Below are 24,522 nucleotides of genomic sequence, written 5' to 3'. Positions count from 1 at the left end.
ATTACTGGCCAACAGTTTGATAGTGGAGCTCCGCCTGGCGGCGCAGATACTCGAGCCCAGGGGCGATGGCCATTGCCCATGCGGTGAGGATCTCCTCATCGCACAGCGGATCGCAGGCGCGGACGGTTTTGAGCATCGCTTCCCGCCAGAGGGCAAAAAACCGCGGCGGTAGACGCAGGCCTTCCTCGCTCTGCGCTCGCGCCAGCCGTTCCAGAAAATCGGGTACAAATAGGTCGCCGTTGACCGCCAGCATGGCGAAAAAGCTCTTAAAGATCATCTGCTGGCCTTCCTCACCGGAGCGTTGGGAGAAGTGTTGCTCGGTTTCCGGTGACATATGGATAAAGGTGCTGTAGAAGGCCTGGAAGAAGCGCTGTTTGTCGTGCTCTGGTACGACGCGATTCAGGCTGGCTTCAAAGAGATCGCGATAAAACTTCATGGTGCGCTCCTCATGACCCGTTCGCCCGGCAGGCAGCGGCGGGGCGGGTTAAATTCGTCCGTCGCGCGGTGGGCAAAGTAGCTGTTGTCATCCGCGAGGCCGTTTTTGAACAACGGCCCGGCGTTGTGTTTGTAAAACAGCGCCTCCAGCACCATGGCGTTGGTGGAGAGGGTGAGGGTGGCGTTGACGTCGCCGGTGGCCTCGACCCGTCCTTCAAACCAGCCGCGCTGCGGGTCGTTAAGATGGGTAGTGACCGCCATCAGCGCATCGGTATACTCGGTTTCCCACAGCGTCCACAGGACAAAGACCGCTTTGGTGGTCACCTGCGCCAGCCGGGGGTAGTACTTCCCGTCGTCCCCGAGCGTATTCCAGGCGTAGCCATTCCCCCAGACGGTGTCTTCCACGTGCCAGGGCGCCTGGGTAAGCGAAAAATCGGCCCGGGCGGTAAGCACCTTATCCTGCGTCCAGCGCGTTTTCTGGCTGAGCCATATCCCTTCCGCCCGCTCGCGCATGGCTTTTTGCGCCATCTCCGGCACGCCGGGCGGCTGCCAGCCGAACTCCAGTCCAGGCAGCATGGCGGGCAGTGTAGAGAGCACCACGGGTTGCCAGGTGGTTCGCGGGTCGCGGTCGTCAACGGCGAGGCGGCGCTGATAAATAATCACATGGCGCGTCGGGGGGGAGAGGGCCTTGCCGGCCGGAAATCCCCACAGGCGAAACGCGCTGGCGGCGTATTCACTGTCTCCCAGCCGGAGCTCCTCGCGGATCGTCCGCTGACCGTTCTGCAGTGAGGCGGACCACAGCTCCCCGTCTTTATCGATAACCGGACAGAAGTTCCAGCGCAGGACAATTTTATCAATGTATTCACCATACTGCGGTGCGCGTTCGGCGGTGAGCCGCAGGGCGAGCATCAGTCGGGCCATATCTTTTGCTGACCAGCCGCTGGCCGCCGGTTTGCCGCTGAAGTCGACAGGGGTCGCGGTCTGAGTGGAGTATAGCCTGCCCGGCGAACCGCCGTCGGTCAGCGTCAGGCGATTGAGGGTGCCGAGCAGGGGCGTCAGGCGGGCGTCGAATTCCGCTTCCTTTACCAACCCCAGCTCTCTGGCGGCGAGCAGGGCGATAAGGGTGTCGCCCATCTGCCATAGCGTTGCGCGGGGCTGTTTGTCGCTGCCGTTGACCAGGCCGGTTTGCGGCTGGGTATTGTTCTCGACGTACCGCCAGGCGATCTGCGCCCACGTGCGCTCCTGCGGCGTCAGGCTGCTGATGCGGGCAGTGGTGTGCCAGCCGCCTTTGGTCAGCCAGCGCCACCCCGCGCCTTCGCGATAAAACAGCGCCAGGGCGATAAGAAAAAGGACGACGGCGATGGCCAGCCAGCGGGCTATGGTTTTAAGCATTGCGCGGTCACCGGCGGAAGTTTAACGGGCTCGTCAGCCTTGCAGGCGGCACACTGGCAGGCCTGGCAGGCGGGTTTGGTGCGCTGGGTGGTCCCGGTCTGCTCGCACCATGTTTTGACGGCGGGGGTGTTGCTCAGGAACGGGCGATTGCGCGGGCCGTTATTGGGTTCAAAGAGATCCACCAGCTTCTTGTCCCACAGCGACGGGGCGAAATCGCGGTTTTTCGGATTGTCGCTGGAAAACTGCAGCAGTTTTCCCTCCTTTTTAAATAGCAGTGCTTCCAGCATGATGCCGTTGTTGTTGGCGGTAAACTCATTGATTGGCCCGTCGCCGTTCTCATACAACCCCTCGTAATAGCCTTTTCCCGCTTCGTTCGCGTTTTCAATGGCGTCCAGCAGACGATCGGTATAGGGCGAGTTCCACAGCACCCACATCCCCATCGCCGCTTTGAGCGACACGGCGGCGCTATTCGGTACGAACTGGCCCTTGTCGGTTATGGTGTTCCAGTTAAAGCCGTCGCTGAACACGGTGTCATAGACAAAGTACGGGGATTTATCGAGCTGATGCTCGGAGCGGGCGGTGAGGATCCCGGTGATGGCGTAGCGATTCTCCTGGGCCTGGTAGACCCGGTCAGCGAAGTTTTTCATCCAGGGATGGGAGTACTCGCGCGGGCTGTTGTTCCGGTCACCAGGGTTATCAAAGCCAAACTCCATGCCATACAGCACGTAGGATTCACTGACCACATAGTTATGCTGGCTGGTTTGCCGTGGGTCGCGCGAATCATAGGGGACCAGCACGCAGTAAATCTCCGCCAGCTCGTAGGGCTGCGGCCGGCTGGCCTGACAGGTGTTAAATCCCCACAGCTGAAAGCCTGCCGCGCCGTACTCCTCGTATCCCAGACGGCCTTCCTGAACGTATTTGGGCTGGCCGTTTTCCAGATACGCCCCGTACAGCGTGCCGCAGGGATCGACCACATGGCTAAAATCCCACCCCAGCACCACATTATCGATGCTGTTGCTGTATTCCGGATAGCGCTCCTTGATCACCTTCAGCCAGATCAGCATTCTGCCGATATCCAGCGCCGAAAAGCCGATTTCACCCGGCTTGTTCTGGTAGTTAACCTTTTGTCCGCTTATCGTGTTATAGGCTTTGTTGGGTAGTTCGTTACGGAATAAATCGAGCTTATTCAACGTGGCGAGAAACTTCAGCATCCGACGGTCAAACTCCGCCTTATCAATAATCCCCAACTCACGGGCTGCGGTCATCGCGGCCAGATAGGAGGCGCTGTCCCACATGGTGGTGGAGGGGTATTTGTTCACCGCATTCACCAGCCCGGTGGTGGGCTGAAAGTTGGCGACGAAGTATTGCCAGGCGTTTCTGGCGATAGTCATCTCCCTCGGCGTCAGCTCCCCGCTGCGCGGGGCGTATTCCGCAGCCGGCAGACCGGTCGCGGCCTGCGCGCCGGAGAGCGAGAGCCACAGCGCCATGAGTCCGGCCAGCAGGGGAAAACGGGAAAAATAGGTCAGCTTCATGGCGTTGCTCCTGCTGAGGACGAGGGTAGAGGGGCAGGGCTCAGGCAGGCCAGACACAGCATCTGCCCCCGGGAAATGTAGGCCAGGCTTTCCAGCACGATCGCGTTGGTATCGCCGTCAATAACGTCGTTGACGCTGCGGTTGAGATTTAACCCTCGCTGCCAGCCCTTGCCCGGGACCTGCAGCGTCTGCACCTGCTGGCGCAGCGCCTCGCTCCAGCTATTACGGAACAGGGCGTACCAGGCAAAGGCGGTGCGGGTGGAGGTGATCGCCATTTGCTCCGGGGCGGCGCTGCGTGGGGCGAAGGCGCTCTGCGGCTGCCGGTTCGCCAGCGCGCTGGCATAATCCGGCGCGGGCTCGGCGTAGTCAGTGCTGATCGGCGGCTTGCTGACCCTCAGGCTATGACGGCGCTGCTGGATTTGCATGATGCGCCAGGCGATCTCCGCACTCTGCGCGTCAAAGCCCAGCTCAAGTCCGGTGAGCAGGTACGGCAGGCTGATCAGTGAAGGCTGCCGACCCCAGGGCGTGCGCAGCCCCTCGTCGGGCACCATGATGCCGTCGATATCGATCATCTGCTGCCCCTGCGGCGGGTTGGTCACCGCCAGCCCCGCCGCGCTGTCGATCAACCGCAGCGTATGGCTGGCGTACAGCCGGTAGCCAAAGCTGTCCCGCGGTTCATCTGCCGCCAGTGCCCAGTGGTGCAGCGGCGCCGCGGCCTGGCTGGCGGGGCTGTTGCTGATGAGCGCGCCGACCCGCCACTGATTAAACAGATCCCGCACCGCGGCGGCGTGCTGAGGATAGCGCCAGAGCAGGGTTTGCAGGGCGGTGAGCAGGCGTCCCATACCGATGGCGGAGGAGTCCGGGTTGCCGAGGATCTGCAGCGTGTCGGCATGGTACTGAGCGGCGGGCAATCCCTGGGCGTTGAGGGGCAGTTGACCGAGGGTAAACAGGGCGGCGGCAATGCGCTCATCACCTTCGGCGGCGGTCACAATATGCAGCTGCTCTGCGGCGACCACGGCGAAAAGATAGCTGCCGACGCTCCACAGGCTGAGCCAGGGTTCGCCATCGTGCGCGTTGGCCAGGCCGTTTGGCTGGGTATTGTTGACATAATACTGCCAGGCCACCCGCGCCCAGATCGCCTCGTCAAAGGTCAGCTCGCGCGGGGGAGGGAGCGGCGGAAAATCCTGGCTCAACGTCATCCCGCCGCTGCTCTCGACGCGCGCGGGCATTTGTTTTTCCACCCACACGACAATCGCAAAACCCAGCAGGAAGCCAATGAGGATAGTGAGATAGCTGCGCGCGGATAGCAGGGCGTCGCGGATCCTCATCGGCTCGCCTCCTGCTCTTCGGGGGGCGTCCACATGGCGGCGAAGATCAGTGGCAGCATGGCGGCAATATTCACCGCGCCCCAGAAAATGTTGATGACGTACCCGGAGGGGTCGTCAACCTGGCCGCGCACCACCTGAATACCGCCCCATATCAGCCCCGTCAGGGTGAGCAAAACGATGGCAATTTGCGGCTTGACGAGATAGAGAAAACGGCCCGTCTGTCGCTCTTTCGGCGTAACGTGAAATTTGATCTGCTCCCCGCGCAAAACGGTGTCCAGCGCCCGCAGATTCATCGAGAAAAAGGAGAGGTAAGAGGCCCGGCCGTCCCAGGCAGAAATGCCCCAGGTGCCGAACATAAAGGCCAGTTCGGAGACAATAAAAAAGGGTAAAAAGTGCAGATAGAAAGGGGTAGACCACGCCGACACCGGCGGAATGCCGGTGAAGAGATAGATAACAGGCGAGATCAAGAACACGGTGTTCCACACGCAGGCCAGATACGACCAGAAGGTGGTCGCGTACATCAGCGTTTGCGGCAGCGAGAGTTTAAAGCGGCGTCGGTTGAAGATGTTGTCATGGAACAGGATATCCAGCGATCCGGCGGCGTACTTAAAGCGCTGGATCATCCACGTCAGCATATCCTGCGGAGAGAGCATTTTCGACTCGATCCGCGGGTGCATTACCGAGCGCCAGCGGCGGGCAGCGTCGCCGTGCAGCAGGATGGAGGTATAAATATCTTCCGAGACGTGGAACTTATAGGGCGTCAGTTCAGTATCGAAGGCAACGTGGGGGCGCATGGCGTCCTGCAGCGCTTCCCGCGTTGCCGGGTCGCGAATATCCAGCGTATGACGGTCGATCTCGGCATCAACGCTCCAGACGTAGCTGCGCAGCGCCGCCTGCATCACCGCTTCCCGTCGGTGAACGGAGGCGGCGCCACAGCAGAACGCGGCGTTAGCCCAGTTGCGGCGCCGTAAAATCACGTCGTAAAACATGCGCGGATCGTTGAAAAAAGGATCGCGACCAATGGTCACCGGACCGACGATTTTCTGCGCCAGCCAGCCCACGCCATAGCCTGCGCCGCCTGCTTTACGCCGCAGCCAGCGCGCCAGATCCTCCCCCTCCGGGAGATCGAAAAACCATTGTGGGGTCTGCACCCAGGCGACGTCCGGATCGCGAAAATAGCCGAGCGTGTGGCTCAGCAGGGTCGGGAAAACGCGGGTATCGGCATCACAGATGATCAGAAAGTCGCCATCGGTATGTTCCAGCCCGTTGCGCAGGTTACCGGCCTTATAGCCGATATTGCTCTGACGGGTGATATAGTTCGCCCCCTCCTGCTCGCAGACCGCCTTCATCTCCGGGCGACGCCCGTCGTCAAGGACATGCACCTTATAATCGAGCGGACCAGGATAGGTCATCCGCATGGCGTCACGAATCGACAGCCTGACCAGCTCCACATCTTCGGAATAGGTGGCGATAAACAGATCGACTTTAATCGGCCTCGACTCCACCGCTTCATCCGCGCGCAGACAGTCGTTGATCTCCGTCGGGGGGACCCCTGGCGGAGGATCTTTTTCCTGCCATAAATTAATGGTGAACAGAACTGTGCCAATCCACGCCAGGGTTTCCGCCAGCACCAGAGGGATCGCATACCACAGTGCGTCCGTGTTTAAGGAGGCGGTCCAGCGCCAGTAAATATAATTAGCGCCAAGCACCAGGGCGGCCACAGCTAATACCTGCCAAATCATTCTCACCCAGCGCGGGGTGCTGAGCGGTTCAGGCGGTCGGCGATGTTCAAAACGGGAAAAATAAAAATCCATAGCAAGGATATCCTGATTCCGCGCTGGGTTTGAATGACAGGTCTGTTATCGATTGGGGGCGTTCTGCAGAACGCACAGGGGCTTATAAATAACAGTAAAGTGAGTGTAGATGGTGGCGCAAAAATTTCAACAGCGCGAACTGATAGTCACCGGGATGACTTAACATAGTGTGATACACGCCGGCGGAATTTATAAAACGAGCATTGCAAGATAGCCCATTCTACACTATCTAAATAATTTGTAATAAATGTTGCAGGGTAGACGGCAGGATCCCTAATGAGCCAGGTTGCTTCAGCGATTTCGCAAAAAGAAACTCATAAATCAATGCCCTGGCGTTACTCTCTGACCGGGGATCGCGACCTGCGTATCGACTTTATGCGCGGTATTGCTCTCGTGATGATGGTGGTGGCGCATACCGAAGTGATGTCGATATTTAATATTTTCAGCTGGGAACGATTTGGTTTGACCACCGGTGCCGAGGGCTTTGTGATCCTGTCCGGCTTCATGTTAGGGATGCTAAATCGTGTCAGATTACAAAAGGCAGTATTACTGACGGTGAGCTGGGGGCTTTATCTTCGCGCATGGAAAATATATCAGGTTAATATTATTATTATTGTCTCTTTTCTTTTGCTGAGATATTTGCCTTATATTAATGTCTATGAAGTCACTCATTTTACCGACCGCTTTTCCGGGACCAGTTGGTCGCTCTATCCGCTAACCCCGCAAATAAAAGAGACGTGGTTTAACATTATCCTCTATCTGCAGATTGGCCCGCATCAGACGCAGATCCTCGGACTCTATATTTTTTTGTTATTGCTCAGCCCGCTGTTTCTGGGAATGCTGCAAAAGGGTCACGTCTACCCATTACTGGGCGCCTCGCTGCTGGTATACGGCTGCTGGCAACGCTGGCCGATACGGGTCACGCCCTGCGAATTTGAATTCGCCTTTCCCCTGCTGGCCTGGCAATTTATCTTTGTGCTGGGCATGTGCTGCGGCTGGTACAAAGCGGAACTGATCTCTTTCGCCCGCACGCCGCCCGGCAAAGTCGCCGTGGCGGCGCTGGTGTTCATCGCGCTTATCCTTGCGTTTGTCGCCCAGAACCATACCAATCCTTTTATGCCGCCCGCGCTGCTGATGCACGTAATCCCGCCGGCGGATTTTAACGCCTTTTACCATACCTGGGCGGCGAAAAACGGCCTCGGTCCGGTACGGATCCTCAATGATGTCAGTCTGATGGTCACCATTTATCTGCTATTGACCTGGTGCTGGCGCCCCCTTAACCGGCTGGCAGGCTGGTTTTTAATCCCGCTCGGGCAGCGTTCGCTCTACATCTTTATTTTGCATGTTTACATCGTGCTCGCCGTAAGCCAGCTGGTCACCTTCGATCTGTGGCGCCAGGCGTGGATAGAGAACACCTTGGTCCATGCCGCAGCGCTGGGCGTTCTGTGGCTGATGGCCAAATACCGCGTCGCCGCACGCTGGATACCTAACTAAGGAAGGGCAAATGCGGGAGAAATATATGCTGGCCTGCGCGCTATGGTGCGCCATCGCAGGTGCGGAAGGCGCAGAGAAGAACGACGCACAACCGCTGCGTGACAAAAATGGTGAACCGGTGCAGGCCGGCGTGTTTACCAGCCGCTGGGGACGGCTTTTTTCCGGGAATGACAAGGTGTTTTCGGGAGCGCTGAGCTTTAGTTCGGGTTTAAAAGAGCAGTGGATGACCGTCCCCAACAGCTCAGACAGCGCAGAACAGAAGAAAAAATATAATCAGACGCTGAACCTCAGCCTGCAATACTCGCCCTACAGCTTCTGGTTCGCCAACGTGACATCCCGTTTACCGGTGACTGACACCAGCCGCTATACCGCCGATTTTCGCTATAGTTTTGGCTACGACGACTGGCATGCCAACACCTTCAGCCTGGTTTACAGTAACTATGGCGATAACCACTTCTGGACCTCGGGCAGCAAGCGTCACACCTATTTTGAGCAGGGGGCGATTACCCTGGCGTATAAGTTTTCGCTGCCGAAGCCCATGGAGCATGCGCTGTTGATTAACAAAGGCGACGCCATTATCTGCCAGGCAGGCTACAGCTGGGTGCCGCGTTATTACGATCTGGAGAGTAACGATATCCGCAAAAACAAAAATGTGCTGCTTGGGGGGTGTGGATATACCTTTAAACAACATTTTTTTGTGCGCGCCACCGCCTTCTGGTATCCGGACAGTAGTCAGCAGCAGCCGTGGAATGGCGATTATAGTTACAGTTTTGGCTACGCGGGCTATACGCCGGGATCGTTCTCTGTGCAGTATGCCAACTATGCCGGTACCCGCTACCCGGGGCATGACAGCGGCAGCGGCAAGTTTCGTGAAGGCACGATCAGCCTTATCTGGTTCTTGCCGATTTAGGAGGCGCGATGTCGGCACAGCACGTCCTGATTGTTGAAGATTCGCTGGTTTATCGTCGGCTGCTAAGTCGGATGTTGACGCAGTGGGGCTATATCGTCAGTGAGGCGGAAAACGGCGTCGACGCGCTGGCGATCCTCGAAAACCAGCCTGTCAGCCTGGTGATAAGCGACTGGGAAATGCCGGAGATGAATGGCCTGACGCTGTGCCGGGAAGTGCGCCGCCGCCAGTTTGGTCACTACGTTTATCTGATATTGCTCACCGCCCGCGAAGATCCTGGCGATCTAACGCAGGGGTTTGAGGCCGGGGCCGATGATTTTCTCAGCAAACCGGTAGAGCAGAGCGAGCTGCGGGCGCGGCTGCACGCCGGGGCGCGGATCCTCTCCCTCGAGGCTGACCTCGCCGCGCGCAATGCGCGGCTGAGCGAAGCGCTGCGACAGATTGAACAGGATCTGGAGCTGGCGGCGCGCATTCAACAGTCGGTTCTCCCGGCTCATCAGCTGCGCCATCAGGGATTTTTCGCCGACTGGATTTTCCTGCCCTCGGCCTGGGTGTCGGGGGATATTTTTAACGTCTTCCCGCTGGGCGATCGTCTCGGATTTTACTGCGTGGATGTCTCCGGACACGGTGTGGGGGCGGCGATGATGTCGCTCGCCGTCGCCCGCCAGTTTCTGCATGGCAGGGCCGTTGAGCGCTTTCTTTTTACGGCAGACAACCAGCCGGCGTCGCCGGCCGAGGTGGTGGCGATCCTCAATGGTCGTTTTTGCAGTGACGAAACAGAGATCGTCAGCTATTTCACGTTGATCTATGGCGTGATCGACCTGCAGACCGGTGCGGGCAAACTCTGTCAGGCCGGGCATCCCACGCCTTTTATCGTTAGCCCGGACGCTACCGTCCGCCCGGTCGGCAGCGGCGGGGCGCCGGTGGGGTTGATAGACCATCTCTCGTGGGCAGATGTCAGTTTTTCGCTGGCGCCGGGAGAGCGGCTGTGCCTGTTCAGCGACGGTATCACCGAATGTGAAAACCGGAGCGGTGAACAGTTTGGCGAGGCGCGTTTGCAAGCGTGGCTGCAGGACAGCGTGACGCAGCCGCTGCCCGCGCTGCTGCCGCGGTTTGCCCGGCACCTGATCCGCTGGCGCAGCGGCGACGCGCAGGAGACCCAGGCGATGGCCGATGATGTTTCACTCTTGATTATTGAACGTACAGGGGACAGTGATGAAAATTGAAACTGAACGGCAGGACTCGGTGACGATCCTGACGCCGGCGGTGCGTCGGCTGGATGCTTCCGTCGCGGTAGCCTTTAAGGCGGCAATCGCCCAGGAGATAGGCGAAGATAGCACCGATCTGATTGTTGATTTCAGTAAAATCGATTTTATCGACAGCAGCGGTTTGGGAACGCTGGTTTCCCTGATGAAAATGATGAACGGTAAAGGAGAAATGACACTGTGCGCGCTGAACCCCGGCATTCGCAATATGTTTACCCTGACCAGGATGGATCGTATTTTTCGTATTTGCGAGGATCGCACTTCAGCCCTTGCGCAGTTCAATCCGTGACGCGCCCGTGAATAACGTCATGAATTTTCCTGCCCAACTCAGCTCGCTATCACCGCTGGCGGCGTGGCTGGCTCAACAAATGGCGCCGCTGTCCGTCGGGGAGGAGTGGCGCTTCGCGCTCGATCTTGCCGTCTGTGAGACGGCCACCAATATCATTCGCTATGCGTTGCATGAGGATCGGCAACGTGTTTTTCGTGTCGAATTTATCGCGGCGGAAGACCGGGTGACGCTGCGCTTTATTGATGCGGGAGAGGTCTTTCCGGCCGAGCGCCTGGCGCTGGCGCGTGGCGATGAGCGCTTCGATGTCGATCCGTTAGCGGAAAGCGGCAGAGGTTTGCGGCTTATTCTGCGCGCGGTGGACTATTTTAATGTGGAAACCCGCGCCGGGGAGAATGTGACGACCCTGATAAAAGCGTTGCCGGATGCCGCTCTTCGCCATTCCACCGACGATCGCGTCAGGTGAAGGAACAGAGCTTGCCCCCAGGTGAATCCCCGGGGGAATTTTCCCGCCCGCGTTCACCCTCTTCATCCGTCTTATGGCTGGGCCTGAGCGGTGGACAGCGCGCCCAGGTGATAAGGGCGAAGAGTATCTAACGTCATCATGGCCGATTTGCAGAAAATGCATTTCGCACCAAAGGGATTTTTTTCCGTCACGTCAAACTGGGACGTTCTGTACTGGGAGCCATGGCAGCATGGGCATCTAAAATGGATATGTTCAATCATAATGTAAACCTTGTATGGGTAATGTTCTGTTGAAAAGACAATGGTCGTTTTCAGGGAAATTAATGCGGCTGATTTTTGTTAGGAGTAAGCCGGGTATTGGGTCAGTCGGAGGGCTTGTTTAACGAGCCAACAGGGGGCTGACAGGGCCTGTTTACAGAAAAAGAAAAATACTAACGGGACTGCTCAAAGGAAGGTGGTATCAGGGATAACGCCTGGAGATGAGAACACGTACTTAGATAATAACTTTTCGTCTGGTAAATCAACTTAACGATTAACGCACGAGCCGCAAATAATAGCAAACATTATTTTAGCCTTCCGGATGCCTGCTGCGCCAGGAGCGCCTTCATCAGCGCCGTCACCCAGTCGATAAATACCTGTACCCGGGCAGAGAGCTGCCGGCTGCTGGGGTAGAGCAGGGAGAGCGGCAGCGGCGCAGGGCGAAAATCAGCCAGCACCTCCGTTAACACACCGGATGCCAGATCGCGCGGGTTGAAGCTCAGGGCTCGCGGGCGATCGCGCTGCCCTTCAGCGCCGGCGAAACCGACACCTTTGACGGGTTTGTCAGCGCCTTTCAGGAGGCGCTGACGGCGCTGGGGGCCGATCGGTTTCATTACCTGGTTAATAATGCCGGCAATGCCAGCGGCATGGGGTTTCTGAATGCTACCGAAGCGGAGTTCGATGCGCTTTATCGCATCCATGTGAAGGGGTTTTTTTTCCTCAGCCAAAAATTATTGCCGCTGCTGGCGGATGGCGGGCGAATTGTGAATATCTCGTCCGGACTGACCCGTATCGTGATGGCGAACCGGGCGCCCTATGCGATCATGAAATCTGCGGTGGAAACCCTGACCCGTTATATGGCGTTTGAGCTGGGCGGCCGCGGGATCACGGTAAACTGCGTAGCGCCGGGCGCCATCGCCACGGATTTCAGCGGCGGGGTGGAGCGGGATAACCCGCAGGTCGCTCAGGCGGTGGCGAACATGACGGCGCTTGGCCGACCGGGGGTGCCAGAAGATATCGGGCCGATGATCGCCTCGCTGTTATCCGATGATCATCGCTGGGTTAATGCTCAGCGCATTGAAGTTTCCGGGGGAATGCGCATCTGAGTCGAGGAGATAACCCGGCCAGCGTATCGCTGAGCTGGTCAGGTTTGACTGTAGCGGAAACGGCAGCTCGAAAACCGCCGGCCGGTAAGCAAGAGAGCACCAGCGCGGCGATAGTCCATTTGTCTGGTCAGAGAAAATGCGTTACTCCGCCAGCAGGGCGGCGAATTTCGCCAGCCACTGCGGGTGGGCCGGCCAGGCGGGAGCAGTGACCAGATGGCCGTCAACATGCGCCTGATCGATACCGATATCGGCATAATGCCCGCCGCTCAGACGCACCTCCGGGGCGCAGGCCGGATAGGCGCTGCAGGTCCGCCCCTGCAGAATACCGGCGGCGGCCAGCAGCTGTGGCCCGTGGCAGACGGCGGCGATAGGTTTACGCGCGGCGTCGAACGCCTGTACCAGTTTAATCACCTGCTCGTTCAGACGCAGATACTCCGGCGCCCGGCCGCCGGGGATCACTAGCGCGTCGTAATCCTCGGCCTTCACCGCGGCAAAATCGGCGTTCAGGGTGAAGCGGTGCCCCGGCTTTTCGCTGTAGGTTTGGGCTCCGTCAAAATCATGGATCGCCGTCATCACATAGTCGCCGGTGGCTTTATCCGGGCAGACCGCATCGACCTGGTGGCCAATCATCTGCAGAGCCTGAAAAGGGACCATCGTTTCGTAATCTTCGGCGTAATCGCCGACCAGCATCAGGATCTTCTTGCTCATTATTTTTACTCGTTGTGGGAGAAAGGTGTCATAGATATAGCCTGGCGATCCGCAGAATGCGACCTCCTCAGGATGCTGAAGACGGTGGCATGCGCATCTTGTAACCGGGTTCATGTTTTTTTGGTAACGGCAACTTTTTCGCCAATGCTAATGTCTGTTACCACAGAAAAGCGTCCTGTTCAGGGGCACACCGCGCTGCAGTAAAAACGGCGAGCGCAGCGGCAATATCGTGCCGCAGCAGCTGTGGGATGGCATGGAAAAGGGGTTTTAATTCTGAGCCTTGAGGCACCCGGCGGCGCGGTGGCGCGAGAGGTTTGTTATCTAAGTCTGGCGCCGGGGACGGATCCGCAAAGCGCACCAGTCCCCCGGAGGCGAGACTGATCCTCACCGAAGATCGTATTTTATGGCGATCGACAGCTTGGCCTGATGAATCCAGTGGACCATGACGTCAGGACAGCGGCGTGGCAAAGCGCGCGCCGCCGCCGTGGGTCATCAGGCGCCAAACGCTCCGTCGATGGTGTGCATGGCGCCTGTGACAAACGACGCCTCCGGACCGGCCAGCCAGGCTACCATGCCCGCTACCTCTTCCGGTCGGCCATGACGCTTAATGGCCATAAAGCTGTGCATCAGCTCTTTCATTGGGCCGTTCTCCGGGTTGGCGTCGGTATCAATTGGGCCGGGCTGGACGACGTTGACCGTGATGCCGCGCGGGCCAAAATCCCGTGCCAGACCGCGCGCCAGCCCCTGCAGGGCTGACTTGCTGAGCGCATAGGCCGCCATTCCCGGCACCGGCATGCGATCGCCATTGACCGAACCGATGACAATAATGCGCCCGCCTTCCGGCATCCGGCGCGCTGCTTCCACGGAGGCATGGTAGGGGGCATGAATATTGATGCGGAACAGGCGATCGATGGCATCGCTGTCCTGCTCCAGGGCATCGCCAAAAATGGCGATCCCGGCATTGACCACTAACACGTCCAGCGGGCCGCTGTCTCGGACCAGGCTTATCACCGCATCGCGATCGGCGCTGTCCGCCTGCACCGCCGTGCTGCCGGTCTCCGCCGCCAGCCGCTCGGCCGCCTCCGGCGAACCGGAATAGCTGAACCTGACCGACGCGCCGTCGGCGACAAAGCGCCTGACGATCGCCGCGCCAATTCCCCGACTTCCACCTAAAACCAGCACTGATTTGTTGTGAAACGCTGTCATATCCCGCACCTCATGATATTGTAGTGATGATTACAATATGCTGCGGCAAAACAGGCTGTCAAGGATTAATATAGTGACCACTACAAAACAAGGGCGTACCCCGGGGCGCCCCCGTCAGTTCAATGCGGAACAGGCTATTGAAACGGCTCAGCGCCTCTTTCACGCGCGAGGCTACGACGCGGTGAGCGTGGCCGATCTGACCCAGGCTTTCGGCATCAACCCCCCAAGCTTTTATGCCGCTTTCGGCAGCAAGCTCGGCCTGTATACCCGCGTCCTGCAGCGCTACAGCCAGACCGGGGCCATCCCCATAGAGACGCTGTTGCAGGACGACCAGCCGGTGGCGGCGTCGCTCATCGCCGTGCTGCAGGAGGCGGCTCGACGATATGTAGCCGATCCGGCCGCCGCCGGCTGCCTGGTGCTGGAGGGGGGACATTGTCAGGATGCCGACGCTCGGGTGGCGGCAGGCGAATGGCATGCTGCGGCGAGGGCCAAAATCCAGCAGTATATCGCCCGCCATCACCCGCAGGATGCGCTGCGGGTGACTGACTATATGGATACGCTGATGCTTGGTCTGTCGGCGAAAGCGCGGGAAGGGGATAGCCTCCCGCGTCTTCTGGAGACCGTGCGGCTGGCAGGCGTGGCGCTGGAGCGTATCCTGCCGGCCTGAGTGGTCAGATAGTCTGTCCGCCCGAGACTTCGATCCGCTGGGCGGTTACCCAGCGGTTATCGTCACGCAGCAGGCTGGCGATCATCGGCCCAATATCCTCGGGAACGCCCACCCGTCCCAGCGCCGTCATCGCGGCAAACTGCGCGTTAACACTCGCGTCGTCCCGCACCAGCCCGCCGCCAAAATCAGTGGCGATAGCCCCGGGGGCGATGGTATTGACGGTGATGCCGCGCCCGCCCAGCTCGCGGGCCATGTACACGCTCAGCATCTCCACGGCCGCTTTGGCCGCAGCGTAGGCGGAGAAGCCAGGATATGAGACGCGAGTCAGTCCGGAAGAGAAGTTAACGATCCGTCCACCGTCAGCCAGCAGCGGCAGCAGGGTTTGAACGAGGAAAAACACCCCCTTGACGTGGACGTTAAACAGCCCGTCGAACTGCGCCTCGCGCGTTTCGGCCAGCGGGGCAAATTCGCCGTGTCCCGCGTTATTGATCAGATGATCGAAGGTGTTCCGTCCCCAGACGCTGGCCAGCGCAGCGCTCAGGCTGTCGGCGAAGGCCGGAAAGCGGGTGGTCTGCGCCATATCCAGCGGCAGGGCGATGGCCTTGCGGCCGCGAGCGTGAATGTCGGCCACCACCGCTTCCGCCTGTTCAATATTGCCGCGGTAGGTGACGATGACGTCCCCGCCCTGGCGGGCGATATCCAGTGCGGTCTGACGGCCAAGGCCGCGGTTGGCGCCGGTGATAAGTGCAATCTTAGTCATGTTCGATCCTCTCTGGTATGTGGAGTCCTTACAATAGGGGGGGGCCTACCAGACCGGGTTGCCCAATCCTTGTTATTTTTTGCCCATTCCTCTCCATACACTCCCCTCTGGCGGGAAATAGCGCATACTCAGGCTGTAAAATTTGCCTGAAAGGATCTTATGCGCGACGAACTCTTCGCTCTCTGCCGCCGGTATGCCGATGCTCATGTCGATAGCAGCGGGGTGGCGGTCACCCCGGTTTCCGGCATCACCCTGGTGCGGGCCCTGCACCCCGGCGATCTGCAGGCGGCCATCGCCAGGCCGTTAGTGGCTATGCTGCTGCAGGGGCGCAAAAGCGTGACCACCGGCCTGGCAAGCTTTGACTACGGTCCGGGGGAGGCGATGGTGATCGCCGCGGATGTTCCCACCACCAGCCAGATCACCGAGGCCAGTCAGCGCTTTCCCTATTACGCGCTGGTGCTGGAGCTGGACCTGGCTATCCTGCGCGAGCTGCAGGAGGCCGGGCCATCTGGTCCGGATGAGGCGCCCCGCGTCGGTATCGAACCGATGAATGCTGACGTGACGGACGCCGCTTATCGGCTGGCAAGGCTGTTTGATCAACCGGGGGCGCTGGCGGTGTTAGGCGAAGGGCTGCGGCGGGAGCTGCATTACTGGCTGTTGCAGAGTGTTCACGGGCCAGCCATCCGGGCGCTGGGCGCTGTAGACAGCCATTCGGCGCGGATCCGCCGGGCGGTGGCGATGCTGCGCCGGGATTTTATGCAGCCAGTCAGCGTCGACGCGCTGGCCGACGCCGCCGGCATGAGCGTCTCTGTCTTTCACCGTCATTTCCGCGCCATGACCACCTTGTCGCCCCTGCAGTTTCAGAAGCAGTTGCGCCTGATCCACGCCCGCCGCCTGATGCTGGCGGAAGGGATGAGCATTGCCCAGGCGGCCGGCGAGGTGGGCTATATCAGCGTGTCCCAGTTCACCCGGGAATACGCTCGCCTGTACGGTGCGCCGCCGGGCCGCGATCGCCGACGGGAGAAAATGAGCACCTGACCTGGCGCGCGGGATGGCGGCGGCTCCTCCCTGAGCCGGGTAGCGGTGGTTCAGTTGTCGAGTGTCGCCGTAATATGCACTTTGTTGCCCATTCGCGCCTCAATGATCCGATAGGCGGTTGCGCCCTCGCGGGCGGCCTGCTGGCGAATTTTGCTCTCCGCGTTGTCCAGGGTATCGCCGGTGACGGTGATGGTTCTGGCGTTGACCGCCAGCGGCAGCAGACAACTCAATACGATCAGTGGAATTAACTTTTTCATCTTCATTTTCATTCTGTCCTGTGAGAGAAAATCAGCGCGCGGCCTGCAGCCAGCCGGCAATGTCCTGGGTCGGCAGATGGTGGCGGGCATTCCAGGTGTCGCCCATCGGCCACCACACGCCATCCCCCCGGGCGAAGGCAGCGCGATAGCGCAGCATGGCGTTATCCGGGTCCGTCCGCAGCTGGTCCAGCAGGGCGGGCAGGGTGTGAACGGCTTTGCTGAACGTCTGCTGCGTCACGCGCTCCACGGTTTCCGCCAGCTGGCGGTAAGAGGTCGTTTCGCCGGCAACAAACACCACCTCGTTGACGATCCGCGGCTGATGCAGATAAATCGCGGTGGTCAGGCGGCCAATATCCGCCGGCGAGGTGACGGTCACCTGGGTGTCCCAGCCGCCAAGGGCGTGAAGGGTTCGGGTGGATAAATTCACCACATCGAAGTCTGGCTCGAAGAGAAAGCTGGTAAACATGCCGGTGGAGACAATGACCCACTCCGTGGCCTGCTGCGCGCGCAGCAGGGTCCGGACATCATACTGCTCGTCCCACACCGGCTGGCCGCTGCCTTTGCCGACCACATCGTAATTGACGCCAAACTGCCAGGGAAAATAGCGGGGCACTCCGGCGGCCAGCACCGCGCGGGTAATTTTTAGCTGTGTCCCCGGACCGGCTACAAAGCCCATGCAGTTAATCACGGTGGTGAATCCGCTAAACTGACCAGCCAGCGTCTCTATGTCGCTACCGGCAATGTCGACGGCGAGAAAGGTGGCCCCGGCGTCGGCCAGCGCCCGGTGGTTTGCCGACCGCAGCTGGCCGGCTTCATCCCAGGCCGCCGGCGAGACGATAACCGAGACCGCGCCCTGGCGCTGGATCACCGCAGGTACCAGCGCATCCAGTACGGCGGCGCCCAGTTGTCCCGCTCCCAGCACCAATACCTTTTCCTCGTGGTTAAGATTATCAGATTTCATTTTAACTCCTTACTCAGTTAAGCCTTGTATTGACTGGCTACAGGCTCAGTGTAGGGGGGGGGGCATCATTAGATAAGAACAGGATTTCGGGTTAGACTGTTCGTCTTAATGGGATAATAACCGCCAGTGGAGAACGAAATGGACAGACTGGATGCCATGCAGTTGTATGTTGCGGTTGTGGATGCCCACAGCTTCGCCCGGGCGGCGGAGGTGCTGGGGCAGCCGCGCTCAACGGTGTCGCGGGTAGTGAAGGAGCTGGAAGCCTGGCTGGGGGCGCAGCTTCTTCAGCGCACCACCCGCAAGCTCAGCGTGACGGCCGAGGGACGCCGGTATTACGCGGAGTGTAAACGGCTGCTGGCCGAGATGGCGGCGATGGAAGCCTCCTTTCCCGGCCGCTCGGCCCAGCCCGCCGGGCGGTTCAAGGTGGGGATGCCGCAATCTCTTGCCCGGCACTGCGTATTGCCAAGGATCGGCGAGTTTCTGCAGCAGTATCCTGACCTGGAGTTGATCCTCTGCTCAAGCGACAACGTGGAAGATATTATCCAGGAGGGATTCGACTGCGTGATCCGTAGCGGACAAATCGAAGATTCCACCACCCTGGTGGCGCGTCCTCTGGCCCGCTACCGCTGGATGGTCCTCGCCTCGCCGGCCTGGCTCGCGGCCCACGGCCGGCCGCAGAGCATCGACGAACTGCACCAGCACCGGGCGGTGGGCTACCTGAAACACCGTACCGGGCGGACCATCGACTGGCTTTTCTCCCTCGATGACGGCGATTGCGCGATCCGCATGCAGGAGACGCTGGTGGTCGACGATACCGATGCCTATATCCAGGCCGGCGTTCAGGGGCTGGGCCTGATCCGCATCGCCAGCTATCTGGCGCAACCTTATCTGCAGAGCGGCGCGCTGGTCGCCTGTCTGGAGCAGGCCGCTTCTGATCTTCCCCTGTCGCTGGTTTATCCGCAAAACCGCTATCTGCCGCCGGCGGTACGCGCGTTTTATGACTGGAGCAGACGCGTTCTGCAACCCCCGCTCAGCGAGGCCTGATGTCGGTGGCATTCGCTCCCGCTATGGTCCGCGCATGGCCTGTTTTATCCTCGCTATCAGCCAGTTCAGCGCCGGATCCTGCGCCCGGCGTTTGTGACGCAGTATACACAGGGTAAATTCCGGGTAGGCCACCGGCGGGGCGTCCCCGCGCAGGGCATACTGCTCCTGCCAGCGCTGCGCCAGCCCCTGGGGGACGGTGGCGAAGAGCGGCAGGGTGGTCAGCAGCAGGGGAAAGGTGGAGAAATTCTGCGTGGCAAAGCGCACGCGCCGCGCGAGTCCCTGACTGGCGAGCTGGCGGTCTATTTCCCCGTGGCCGGTTTCGCGATAGGCCACCATCACATGTTCCCAGGCGACGAAATCGCCCACCGACAACGGCCCGCGGCAGGGGATCTGCTGCGGCGACCAGAGAGTGGTCACCCCCATGCTCATCACCGGTTCACTGACGATCTCCCCGCGGCTCTGTTTGTTGAGGGATACCGCGACATCAATGCGATCCTCCTCCAACAGCTGGCGTACCTGGAAGGGGTCGGCGGCTAGTGTCTGGAGCGACACCCCGGGCGCCTCCTGCATCAGTCCGGGTAACAGCTGGGGCATCAGCCAGTGTTCGCTCCAGTCGCTGAGGCCGACGCGGAAAAGCTGCTGGGCGCTGGCGGGGGAAAACTCCCCGGCGCCAAACATTGCCGAATGCAGGTGTTCCATCAGCGGCTGCAGCTCGGTCATCAGCGCTTGCGCCCGCGGCGTCGGCAGCATGCCTCTGGCGCTGCGCACGAACAGTGGATCGTCAAACATCTCGCGCAGCCGTTTCAGCGCCCCGCTGATGGCCGGCTGGCCAAGATGCAGCGCCTCTGCGGTGCGGGTGACGCTGGCTTCGCGGTACAGCACCATCAAGACCGTCAACAGATTCAGATCGATACGACTAAAATCATTTTCAATGATTTTCTTCATTATAATAATCAATTTGAATGTGGGTTATCCCGGCAGCATAGTGAATATCACCCCGATAAATCAACCAGCGCAATGCGTGCGGAGGGAGTGATGCAAGCTTACCAGACAGGCGACAGCCTGATATTCAAAGTTCCGGAGCGCGAGATTAGCCTGCAGCCGGCGGCGCTCTATCCCGCAGCGTTCCCTGCGACGGAGGCGGACGCCGATAATCAGCCAATCGCGCTGTCGATCCACAGCTGGGTGGTACAGACTCCCCACGATCTGATTGTTATCGATACCGCCACCGGCAACGGCCGGGAACGCGGCGGCAATCCGCTCTATCATCAACTTAACACGCCGTATCTGGAGAATCTCCGCGCCGCGGGAGTGAACCCGGAGGAGGTGACCCTGGTACTACTGACTCACCTGCATACCGACCATGTCGGATGGAATACCGTCTGGCAGGACGATCGCTGGGTGCCGCTGTTCCCCAACGCCCGCTACCTGTGCTCGGCAAAAGAGCTGACGCGGGTGAAAAACAGCGAACGCTACCGGGCGCTGTGGCTCGACAGCCTGCTGCCGGTGATCGAAGCCGGCCTGCTGGAAACCGTCGATGTGGCGGCCCGGCCGCGGGTCGGCGGGCGGATCGCCTTTGTGCCCACCCCCGGCCACAGTCCGGACCATGCCGCGCTGATCCTCGCCGCCGGAGATGATTACGCCTGTTTCTCCGGCGATCTTCTTCATTCCCCGCGCCAGTTTACCCATCCGCACTGGAACTCGGCGTTCTGCGGCGATCCCCGGCAGGCGGAAGCCTCCCGACGGGAGATGATGGCGTGGGGAGCCAGCCATCATGCTCAATGGTTCACCGGGCATTTTGCCGGGTCTTCCTGCGGCTGGCTGGAGGAGGATAAGCAAGGTGACTATCGCTGGCGAGAGGCCGGGCAACAAGCTGCAGATAAGGGGAAACAGTGATGAATAATACGCAAAGCGTGTTGGTTTTTGGCGCCACCGGTCAGCAGGGCGGCTCGGTGGCGCGGGCGCTGCTGCACCGCGGCTGGCGGGTTCGGGCGCTGGTCAGGGATCCTTTCTCCGCCGGGGCCGTCGCGCTGGCGGCACGGGGAGCCGAGCTGGTGGTGGGTACCTTTGAAGACCGGGCGGCAATGCGATCGGCAATGGCCGGGGTCGACGGCGTCTTCAGCGTCCAGCCCAGTTCGCCGGGAGGGACGGTGACCGATGAGCAGGAGGTACGCTACGGGATAACCATCGCCGACCTCGCCGTCGAGTGCGGGGTGAAGCATCTGGTGTACAGCTCCGGCAGCGCGGCGGGGGAGACGCCCACCGGCGTAGCGCATTATGACACCAAAGCGGAAATTGAACGGCATATCCGCCGCCTGCCGCTGGCGGCGACCATCGTGCGTCCCGCCACCTTTATGGAGCTGTTGGTGATGCCCGGTTTTGGCCTTGATGAAGGTCATTTTCACTTTTTTATGCTGCCAGAGGGGAGGATGCAGGTGCTGGCGGTGGAGGATATCGGCCATCTAGTCGCGGCAGTTTTTGCCGCGCCAGCGCGGTTTGCCGGCAAGACGTTCGAGATCGCCAGCGACAGCGTGACCGGCCGTCAACTGGAGGCGTTATTCTCCGCGGCGGCGGGACGGCCGATCCCCTATTCGCGATTTTCCGATGAGGTGCTGGCCGCCAGCCCTTTTCTGCACAAGCTGACCGGGCTGGTGGACGACGGGCGGCTGGCCGGGCACGCCGACCTCGACGCCATGCGCCAGCTGCATCCGCAGCTGCACACCTTCGCCGGCTGGCTGGCGGGCCCCGGCCGTCCCGCCTTCGAGCGGGCGCTGACCAGCGGGGCCAGCTGGGCGTTTAATCGTTAAAGGCGATACCTCCTCTGCGCCGGCGTCTCGGTGTTTGGCCCGGCGTGACGACCTGCGCAGGGAGGGCCTACAGGTCGTTAAGACAACTCACGAGGAGTACGATTGTAAAATTTTAAGCGGTTTTCACGCACAACGATAGGTAAAAGCGAACATCCAGAATTTTCAGCCGCTTACAATGGAGGAAACACTCTGGGATCGCCTGAATAATGACAATTTACCGATGGGCTTCGGCCTGCCTGTTAAGCATGACCTGCGCCGCTACGGCGGCGGAATTTAAAACCATCGAGGCCGATCTGCTGGCCTCCAACCGGCTGTTCTGTATGACCGGCTATGATCATAAGCCGATCGGCGTGGCGTGGGAGAGCGTCAAATATAGCCGCTATCAGCCGCAGTCGGATGGCGACCGTATTTTCAGCGACACCGTCTCCCGGCGCTTTCTGGAAGAGGAGAATAAGACCGCCTTTTACAATGGCGCCAAATATCGCGTACTGGGTAAACCCGCCAGCGCCTGCTATGACTATTCCGCCGCGCGTATTCAACGCATGGCGGGCTACCTGAAGGTGTAACGGCCCCGCGAGGCGGGCGCTAAAACAGCGCCAGCCGGGCGAGACGGTCCAGCGCGTTGCTCAGCGCGTCGTCCCCAGCCGTCAGACTGATGCGGATAAACCCTTCGCCCCCTTCGCCAAAACCAGTGCCTGGCGCCACCAGAATATGCGCCTCCTGCAGCAGCAGGCGGGCAAACTCTTGTGAACGGTACCCGGGCGGCACGCTCAGCCAGAGGAAGAACGTGCCTTGTGCGGTACGAACCGGCCAGCGCAGCGCGGCCAGTCGACGCAGAACCCACTCCCGGCGCTGATGATACGCCTCCGTCAGCTGCGCAATCCGTTCTGCCGGCAGGCTGAGCGCGGCGATCGCCGCATCCTGAATCGCGCCAAACACCGTGCTGTAGCTGTGGGTGTGCAGCTTTTTAAATGCCCGAATGATCGAAGCGTTGCCGACCGCGAAGCCGAAGCGCCAGCCGGCCATATTAAAGGTCTTGGAGAAGGTGTAGGTTTCCACTCCCCACGCCTTCGCGCCGGGCTGAGAGAAAAGGCTCAGCGGCGCGTCACTGGCCGCGCTGCCGATGGCCGCATAGGCAAAATCGTGCAGGATCGGCACCTGGTGACGGTGGGCAAACTGCAGGGCGCTGGCGAACAGCGCCGGCGTGGCGAGGGCGCCGGTGGGGTTATGCGGATAGTTAAGCACCACCAGCCCGGCCTTGGCAGCCACCTCCCGGGGGAGGTCGTTAAAATCCGGCAGGAAATGGTTCTCAGCCCTGAGCGGCAGGCCATAAAACGTCGCCTGGGACTGCAGCGCCGCTGAGCGATAAATGGGATAGCAGGGATCGGTGGAGATGAGGTATTGCCCGGGACGGAGCAGCGCCCGCGGGATGCCGCCAATACCGATATGCGAGCCCTGAAATACCGCGACTTCGCTGTGCGGATCGAATTCCACATCATACTGGCGGCGATAAAAATGGGCGATCGCTTCGCGGACCTGCGGCTTGCCCCAGAATGAGGGGTAGCCATGGTTTTCACGACGATGAATGGCGCTCTGCAGCGCGTCAATCACTTCCGGCGGGGTGGGTTGATCCGGACTGCCGCTGGAGAGGTCGATCAACGGCAGCATGTCGGTGTTGACCTCCGCGGCCAGGTTTTCCAGCAGGCTGAACAGATTCTCTTCCAGGGCGTCCACCAGCGGTGAAGCAGCAAAATCAGGCATAATTTTCCCGGTTTACGTCATCAATAATCTGCCATCTTTAAGGGATTTATGGCGCCTGGCTAAATAACAATATCTGCAAAGGATGATTATTTTTAGGATATGTCGGGATGGCAAAAGGTTATGAGGAATAAGCAAAAGGAAATCCGGCGTTCTGGCTTACAACCCTCTTGCGGCTGTGATTTAATCGCTCAATATCGCCAACCTTCCAGGAAAATACCTTATGAACAAGTCAGTTGCGCTCGGGATGACGCTCGCCCTGTTATCCGCTACCTCTTTTTACGCCACCGCAGATCAAATTATTCGTATCGGCTTCAATCCCGGGCCGTATAAAGAGCAATTTGAAAAAGGGGTCGCCCCCTATTTATTGAGTAAAGGGTATAAAATCGAATATAAAGATTTTAGCGACGGTATTCAGGTCAATGACGCGGTAGCCCGCGGTGATATCGAAGCGAATATTATGCAGCATCCGGTATACCTGAAAGCGATCAATGAGCGGCTGGGGGCCGATAACGTGGGCATTGTGCAGGTACCCACACCGCCGATGGGCCTGTATGGCGGTAAACTGACCACCCTGGGCACCCCGGCAGCCGGCACGGTGGTGTCGGTGCCAAACCAGCCGTCGAACGAATATCGCGCGGTGCTGGTGCTGGAAAGTCTGGGCTGGGTGAAGATTAAACCGGACAGCGATCCCGCCACCTTTTCCCAGCGCAACATCGTTGCTAACCCCTATAAAATCGTGCTTAAGGAGATGGACAATGCCCAGCAGGTTCGCGCGCTGCCGGACGTCGACTATGGCCTGATTCAGGGCAATTTCGCCGTTTCCAGCGGCATGGCGCTCACCTCGGCATTAAAGCTGGAGGCCGCCACCAGCCATTTTATTAACGTCGTAACCGTTGCCGGTAAAAATCAGAAGGCGCAGTTTGCCAAAGATATTATCGACGGCTATCACTCTGCCGATTTCAAAAAATATATTCTCAGCCATCCGCAGTATGATGGTTACCTGCTGCCTGATTATTTAAAATGAATAACGC

24 protein-coding genes and 3 pseudogenes are annotated in these 24,522 nt (G+C 59.7%); 13 read left to right on the top strand and 14 right to left on the bottom strand.

Going from position 1 to position 24,522, the window contains the following annotated elements; translation table 11 throughout:
- Window position 1: 1 nt before the first annotated feature.
- The 5 genes from ACLH1I_RS11555 to ACLH1I_RS11535 are packed head-to-tail and all read right to left on the bottom strand — an operon-like array spanning window position 2 to window position 6,501.
- Window positions 2-436 carry a globin gene (locus ACLH1I_RS11555; protein ID WP_004179506.1) on the bottom strand — a complete coding sequence of 145 codons (435 nt, stop codon included), beginning with the start codon at window positions 434-436 and terminating at the stop codon, window positions 2-4.
- Window positions 433-1,827: a DUF3131 domain-containing protein gene (locus ACLH1I_RS11550; protein ID WP_065802412.1), complete on the bottom strand. Its 1,395-nt coding sequence runs from the start codon at window positions 1,825-1,827 to the stop codon at window positions 433-435. The genes ACLH1I_RS11555 and ACLH1I_RS11550 overlap by 4 nt, the downstream gene beginning before the upstream one ends.
- Window positions 1,812-3,359 (bottom strand): DUF3131 domain-containing protein, encoded by a 1,548-nt coding sequence (locus tag ACLH1I_RS11545; RefSeq protein WP_004203929.1) that lies wholly within the window; start codon window positions 3,357-3,359, stop codon window positions 1,812-1,814. The genes ACLH1I_RS11550 and ACLH1I_RS11545 overlap by 16 nt, the downstream gene beginning before the upstream one ends.
- Window positions 3,356-4,687: a DUF3131 domain-containing protein gene (locus ACLH1I_RS11540; protein ID WP_062913859.1), complete on the bottom strand. Its 1,332-nt coding sequence runs from the start codon at window positions 4,685-4,687 to the stop codon at window positions 3,356-3,358. The genes ACLH1I_RS11545 and ACLH1I_RS11540 overlap by 4 nt, the downstream gene beginning before the upstream one ends.
- The gene (locus ACLH1I_RS11535; protein WP_154982120.1) at window positions 4,684-6,501 is read right to left on the bottom strand and encodes a glycosyltransferase; all 1,818 of its coding nucleotides are present in this window, start codon (window positions 6,499-6,501) and stop codon (window positions 4,684-4,686) included. Before ACLH1I_RS11535 ends, ACLH1I_RS11540 begins: the two co-directional genes overlap by 4 nt.
- A 276-nt stretch (window positions 6,502-6,777) precedes the next feature.
- Between ACLH1I_RS11535 and opgC the strand changes: the two genes are divergently transcribed.
- Genes opgC through ACLH1I_RS11510 form a run of 5 tightly spaced genes read left to right on the top strand, consistent with a single transcriptional unit; the run spans window position 6,778 to window position 10,919 of the window.
- The gene (gene opgC, locus ACLH1I_RS11530) at window positions 6,778-7,995 is read left to right on the top strand and encodes an OpgC domain-containing protein (protein ID WP_198079774.1); all 1,218 of its coding nucleotides are present in this window, start codon (window positions 6,778-6,780) and stop codon (window positions 7,993-7,995) included.
- A 10-nt stretch (window positions 7,996-8,005) separates the two neighbouring features.
- Entirely contained in the window at window positions 8,006-8,905 is a 900-nt protein-coding gene (locus tag ACLH1I_RS11525; RefSeq protein WP_004203934.1) for a hypothetical protein, read from the top strand.
- An 8-nt stretch (window positions 8,906-8,913) separates the two neighbouring features.
- Window positions 8,914-10,128 (top strand): PP2C family protein-serine/threonine phosphatase, encoded by a 1,215-nt coding sequence (locus ACLH1I_RS11520; RefSeq protein ID WP_065697062.1) that lies wholly within the window; start codon window positions 8,914-8,916, stop codon window positions 10,126-10,128.
- A complete protein-coding gene (locus ACLH1I_RS11515) occupies window positions 10,118-10,456 on the top strand; it encodes an STAS domain-containing protein (protein ID WP_017898773.1) in 339 nt (112 codons plus the stop codon). The genes ACLH1I_RS11520 and ACLH1I_RS11515 overlap by 11 nt, the downstream gene beginning before the upstream one ends.
- A gap of 19 nt (window positions 10,457-10,475) precedes the next feature.
- Window positions 10,476-10,919 carry an ATP-binding protein gene (locus ACLH1I_RS11510; protein WP_096833733.1) on the top strand — a complete coding sequence of 148 codons (444 nt, stop codon included), beginning with the start codon at window positions 10,476-10,478 and terminating at the stop codon, window positions 10,917-10,919.
- A gap of 71 nt (window positions 10,920-10,990) precedes the next feature.
- On the opposite strand, the gene ACLH1I_RS11505 is transcribed toward ACLH1I_RS11510, so the two are convergent.
- A complete protein-coding gene (locus ACLH1I_RS11505) occupies window positions 10,991-11,179 on the bottom strand; it encodes a hypothetical protein (protein ID WP_004183775.1) in 189 nt (62 codons plus the stop codon).
- Window positions 11,180-11,481: 302 nt separating this feature from the next.
- Window positions 11,482-11,661: pseudogene (locus tag ACLH1I_RS11500) on the bottom strand (LysR family transcriptional regulator); the annotation flags it as partial.
- On the opposite strand from ACLH1I_RS11500, the pseudogene ACLH1I_RS11495 reads away from it, so the two are divergent.
- Window positions 11,659-12,282 (top strand): annotated as a pseudogene (locus ACLH1I_RS11495) (SDR family NAD(P)-dependent oxidoreductase); the annotation flags it as partial. The pseudogenes ACLH1I_RS11500 and ACLH1I_RS11495 sit on opposite strands and share 3 nt — an antisense overlap.
- Before the next feature lie 141 nt (window positions 12,283-12,423).
- Here ACLH1I_RS11495 and ACLH1I_RS11490 read toward each other — a convergent pair.
- A complete protein-coding gene (locus ACLH1I_RS11490; RefSeq protein WP_004203955.1) occupies window positions 12,424-12,990 on the bottom strand; it encodes a DJ-1/PfpI family protein in 567 nt (188 codons plus the stop codon).
- A 492-nt stretch (window positions 12,991-13,482) separates the two neighbouring features.
- Complete coding sequence (gene bdcA / locus ACLH1I_RS11485) at window positions 13,483-14,196, bottom strand: SDR family oxidoreductase (RefSeq protein ID WP_004203956.1); 714 nt, start codon at window positions 14,194-14,196, stop codon at window positions 13,483-13,485.
- 73 nt (window positions 14,197-14,269) lie between these two features.
- On the opposite strand from bdcA, the gene ACLH1I_RS11480 reads away from it, so the two are divergent.
- Window positions 14,270-14,863 carry a TetR/AcrR family transcriptional regulator gene (locus tag ACLH1I_RS11480; protein ID WP_004203957.1) on the top strand — a complete coding sequence of 198 codons (594 nt, stop codon included), beginning with the start codon at window positions 14,270-14,272 and terminating at the stop codon, window positions 14,861-14,863.
- Window positions 14,864-14,867: 4 nt separating this feature from the next.
- On the opposite strand, the gene ACLH1I_RS11475 is transcribed toward ACLH1I_RS11480, so the two are convergent.
- Window positions 14,868-15,623 carry an SDR family NAD(P)-dependent oxidoreductase gene (locus ACLH1I_RS11475; protein ID WP_017898767.1) on the bottom strand — a complete coding sequence of 252 codons (756 nt, stop codon included), beginning with the start codon at window positions 15,621-15,623 and terminating at the stop codon, window positions 14,868-14,870.
- 159 nt (window positions 15,624-15,782) lie between these two features.
- Here ACLH1I_RS11475 and ACLH1I_RS11470 point away from each other — a divergent pair, with 159 nt between their 5' ends.
- Window positions 15,783-16,661 (top strand): AraC family transcriptional regulator, encoded by an 879-nt coding sequence (locus tag ACLH1I_RS11470; RefSeq protein ID WP_151628551.1) that lies wholly within the window; start codon window positions 15,783-15,785, stop codon window positions 16,659-16,661.
- A gap of 50 nt (window positions 16,662-16,711) precedes the next feature.
- Here the strand turns inward: ACLH1I_RS11470 and ACLH1I_RS11465 are convergent, their stop codons facing one another.
- A complete protein-coding gene (locus tag ACLH1I_RS11465; RefSeq protein WP_032431226.1) occupies window positions 16,712-16,918 on the bottom strand; it encodes a DUF1471 domain-containing protein in 207 nt (68 codons plus the stop codon).
- Window positions 16,919-16,949: 31 nt separating this feature from the next.
- On the bottom strand, window positions 16,950-17,879 hold the full coding sequence (locus ACLH1I_RS11460; RefSeq protein ID WP_151628552.1) for an aromatic alcohol reductase: 930 nt from the start codon (window positions 17,877-17,879) through the stop codon (window positions 16,950-16,952).
- A gap of 138 nt (window positions 17,880-18,017) precedes the next feature.
- Between ACLH1I_RS11460 and ACLH1I_RS11455 the strand changes: the two genes are divergently transcribed.
- Entirely contained in the window at window positions 18,018-18,923 is a 906-nt protein-coding gene (locus ACLH1I_RS11455) for a LysR family transcriptional regulator (RefSeq protein ID WP_151628553.1), read from the top strand.
- A gap of 21 nt (window positions 18,924-18,944) precedes the next feature.
- Here ACLH1I_RS11455 and ACLH1I_RS11450 read toward each other — a convergent pair whose 3' ends face one another.
- Entirely contained in the window at window positions 18,945-19,868 is a 924-nt protein-coding gene (locus tag ACLH1I_RS11450; RefSeq protein WP_131076501.1) for a LysR family transcriptional regulator, read from the bottom strand.
- Window positions 19,869-19,955: 87 nt separating this feature from the next.
- On the opposite strand from ACLH1I_RS11450, the pseudogene ACLH1I_RS11445 reads away from it, so the two are divergent.
- The 3 genes and pseudogenes from ACLH1I_RS11445 (at window position 19,956) to ACLH1I_RS11435 (ending at window position 22,296) form a co-directional block, all read left to right on the top strand.
- A pseudogene (locus ACLH1I_RS11445) lies at window positions 19,956-20,826 on the top strand (MBL fold metallo-hydrolase).
- Complete coding sequence (locus tag ACLH1I_RS11440; RefSeq protein ID WP_117131627.1) at window positions 20,819-21,730, top strand: NmrA/HSCARG family protein; 912 nt, start codon at window positions 20,819-20,821, stop codon at window positions 21,728-21,730. Before ACLH1I_RS11445 ends, ACLH1I_RS11440 begins: the two are co-directional and overlap by 8 nt.
- 206 nt (window positions 21,731-21,936) lie before the next feature.
- Window positions 21,937-22,296, top strand: coding sequence for a hypothetical protein (locus ACLH1I_RS11435; RefSeq protein ID WP_048294633.1), 360 nt, complete (start codon window positions 21,937-21,939; stop codon window positions 22,294-22,296).
- Between the two features lie 19 nt (window positions 22,297-22,315).
- Here ACLH1I_RS11435 and ACLH1I_RS11430 read toward each other — a convergent pair whose 3' ends face one another.
- On the bottom strand, window positions 22,316-23,491 hold the full coding sequence (locus ACLH1I_RS11430; protein WP_017898758.1) for an aminotransferase class I/II-fold pyridoxal phosphate-dependent enzyme: 1,176 nt from the start codon (window positions 23,489-23,491) through the stop codon (window positions 22,316-22,318).
- 220 nt (window positions 23,492-23,711) lie between these two features.
- Here ACLH1I_RS11430 and ACLH1I_RS11425 point away from each other — a divergent pair, with 220 nt between their 5' ends.
- A complete protein-coding gene (locus ACLH1I_RS11425; protein ID WP_198079772.1) occupies window positions 23,712-24,515 on the top strand; it encodes a MetQ/NlpA family ABC transporter substrate-binding protein in 804 nt (267 codons plus the stop codon).
- The last annotated feature ends 7 nt before the right edge of the window (window positions 24,516-24,522 follow it).

The sequence above is a fragment of the Klebsiella sp. 1SOBk10mer genome (assembly GCF_046602535.1).
GTDB lineage: Bacteria > Pseudomonadota > Gammaproteobacteria > Enterobacterales > Enterobacteriaceae > Klebsiella > Klebsiella quasipneumoniae.
The sequence above is the reverse complement of the archived record's forward strand: the minus strand, read 5'-3'. Positions and strand labels throughout refer to the sequence as shown.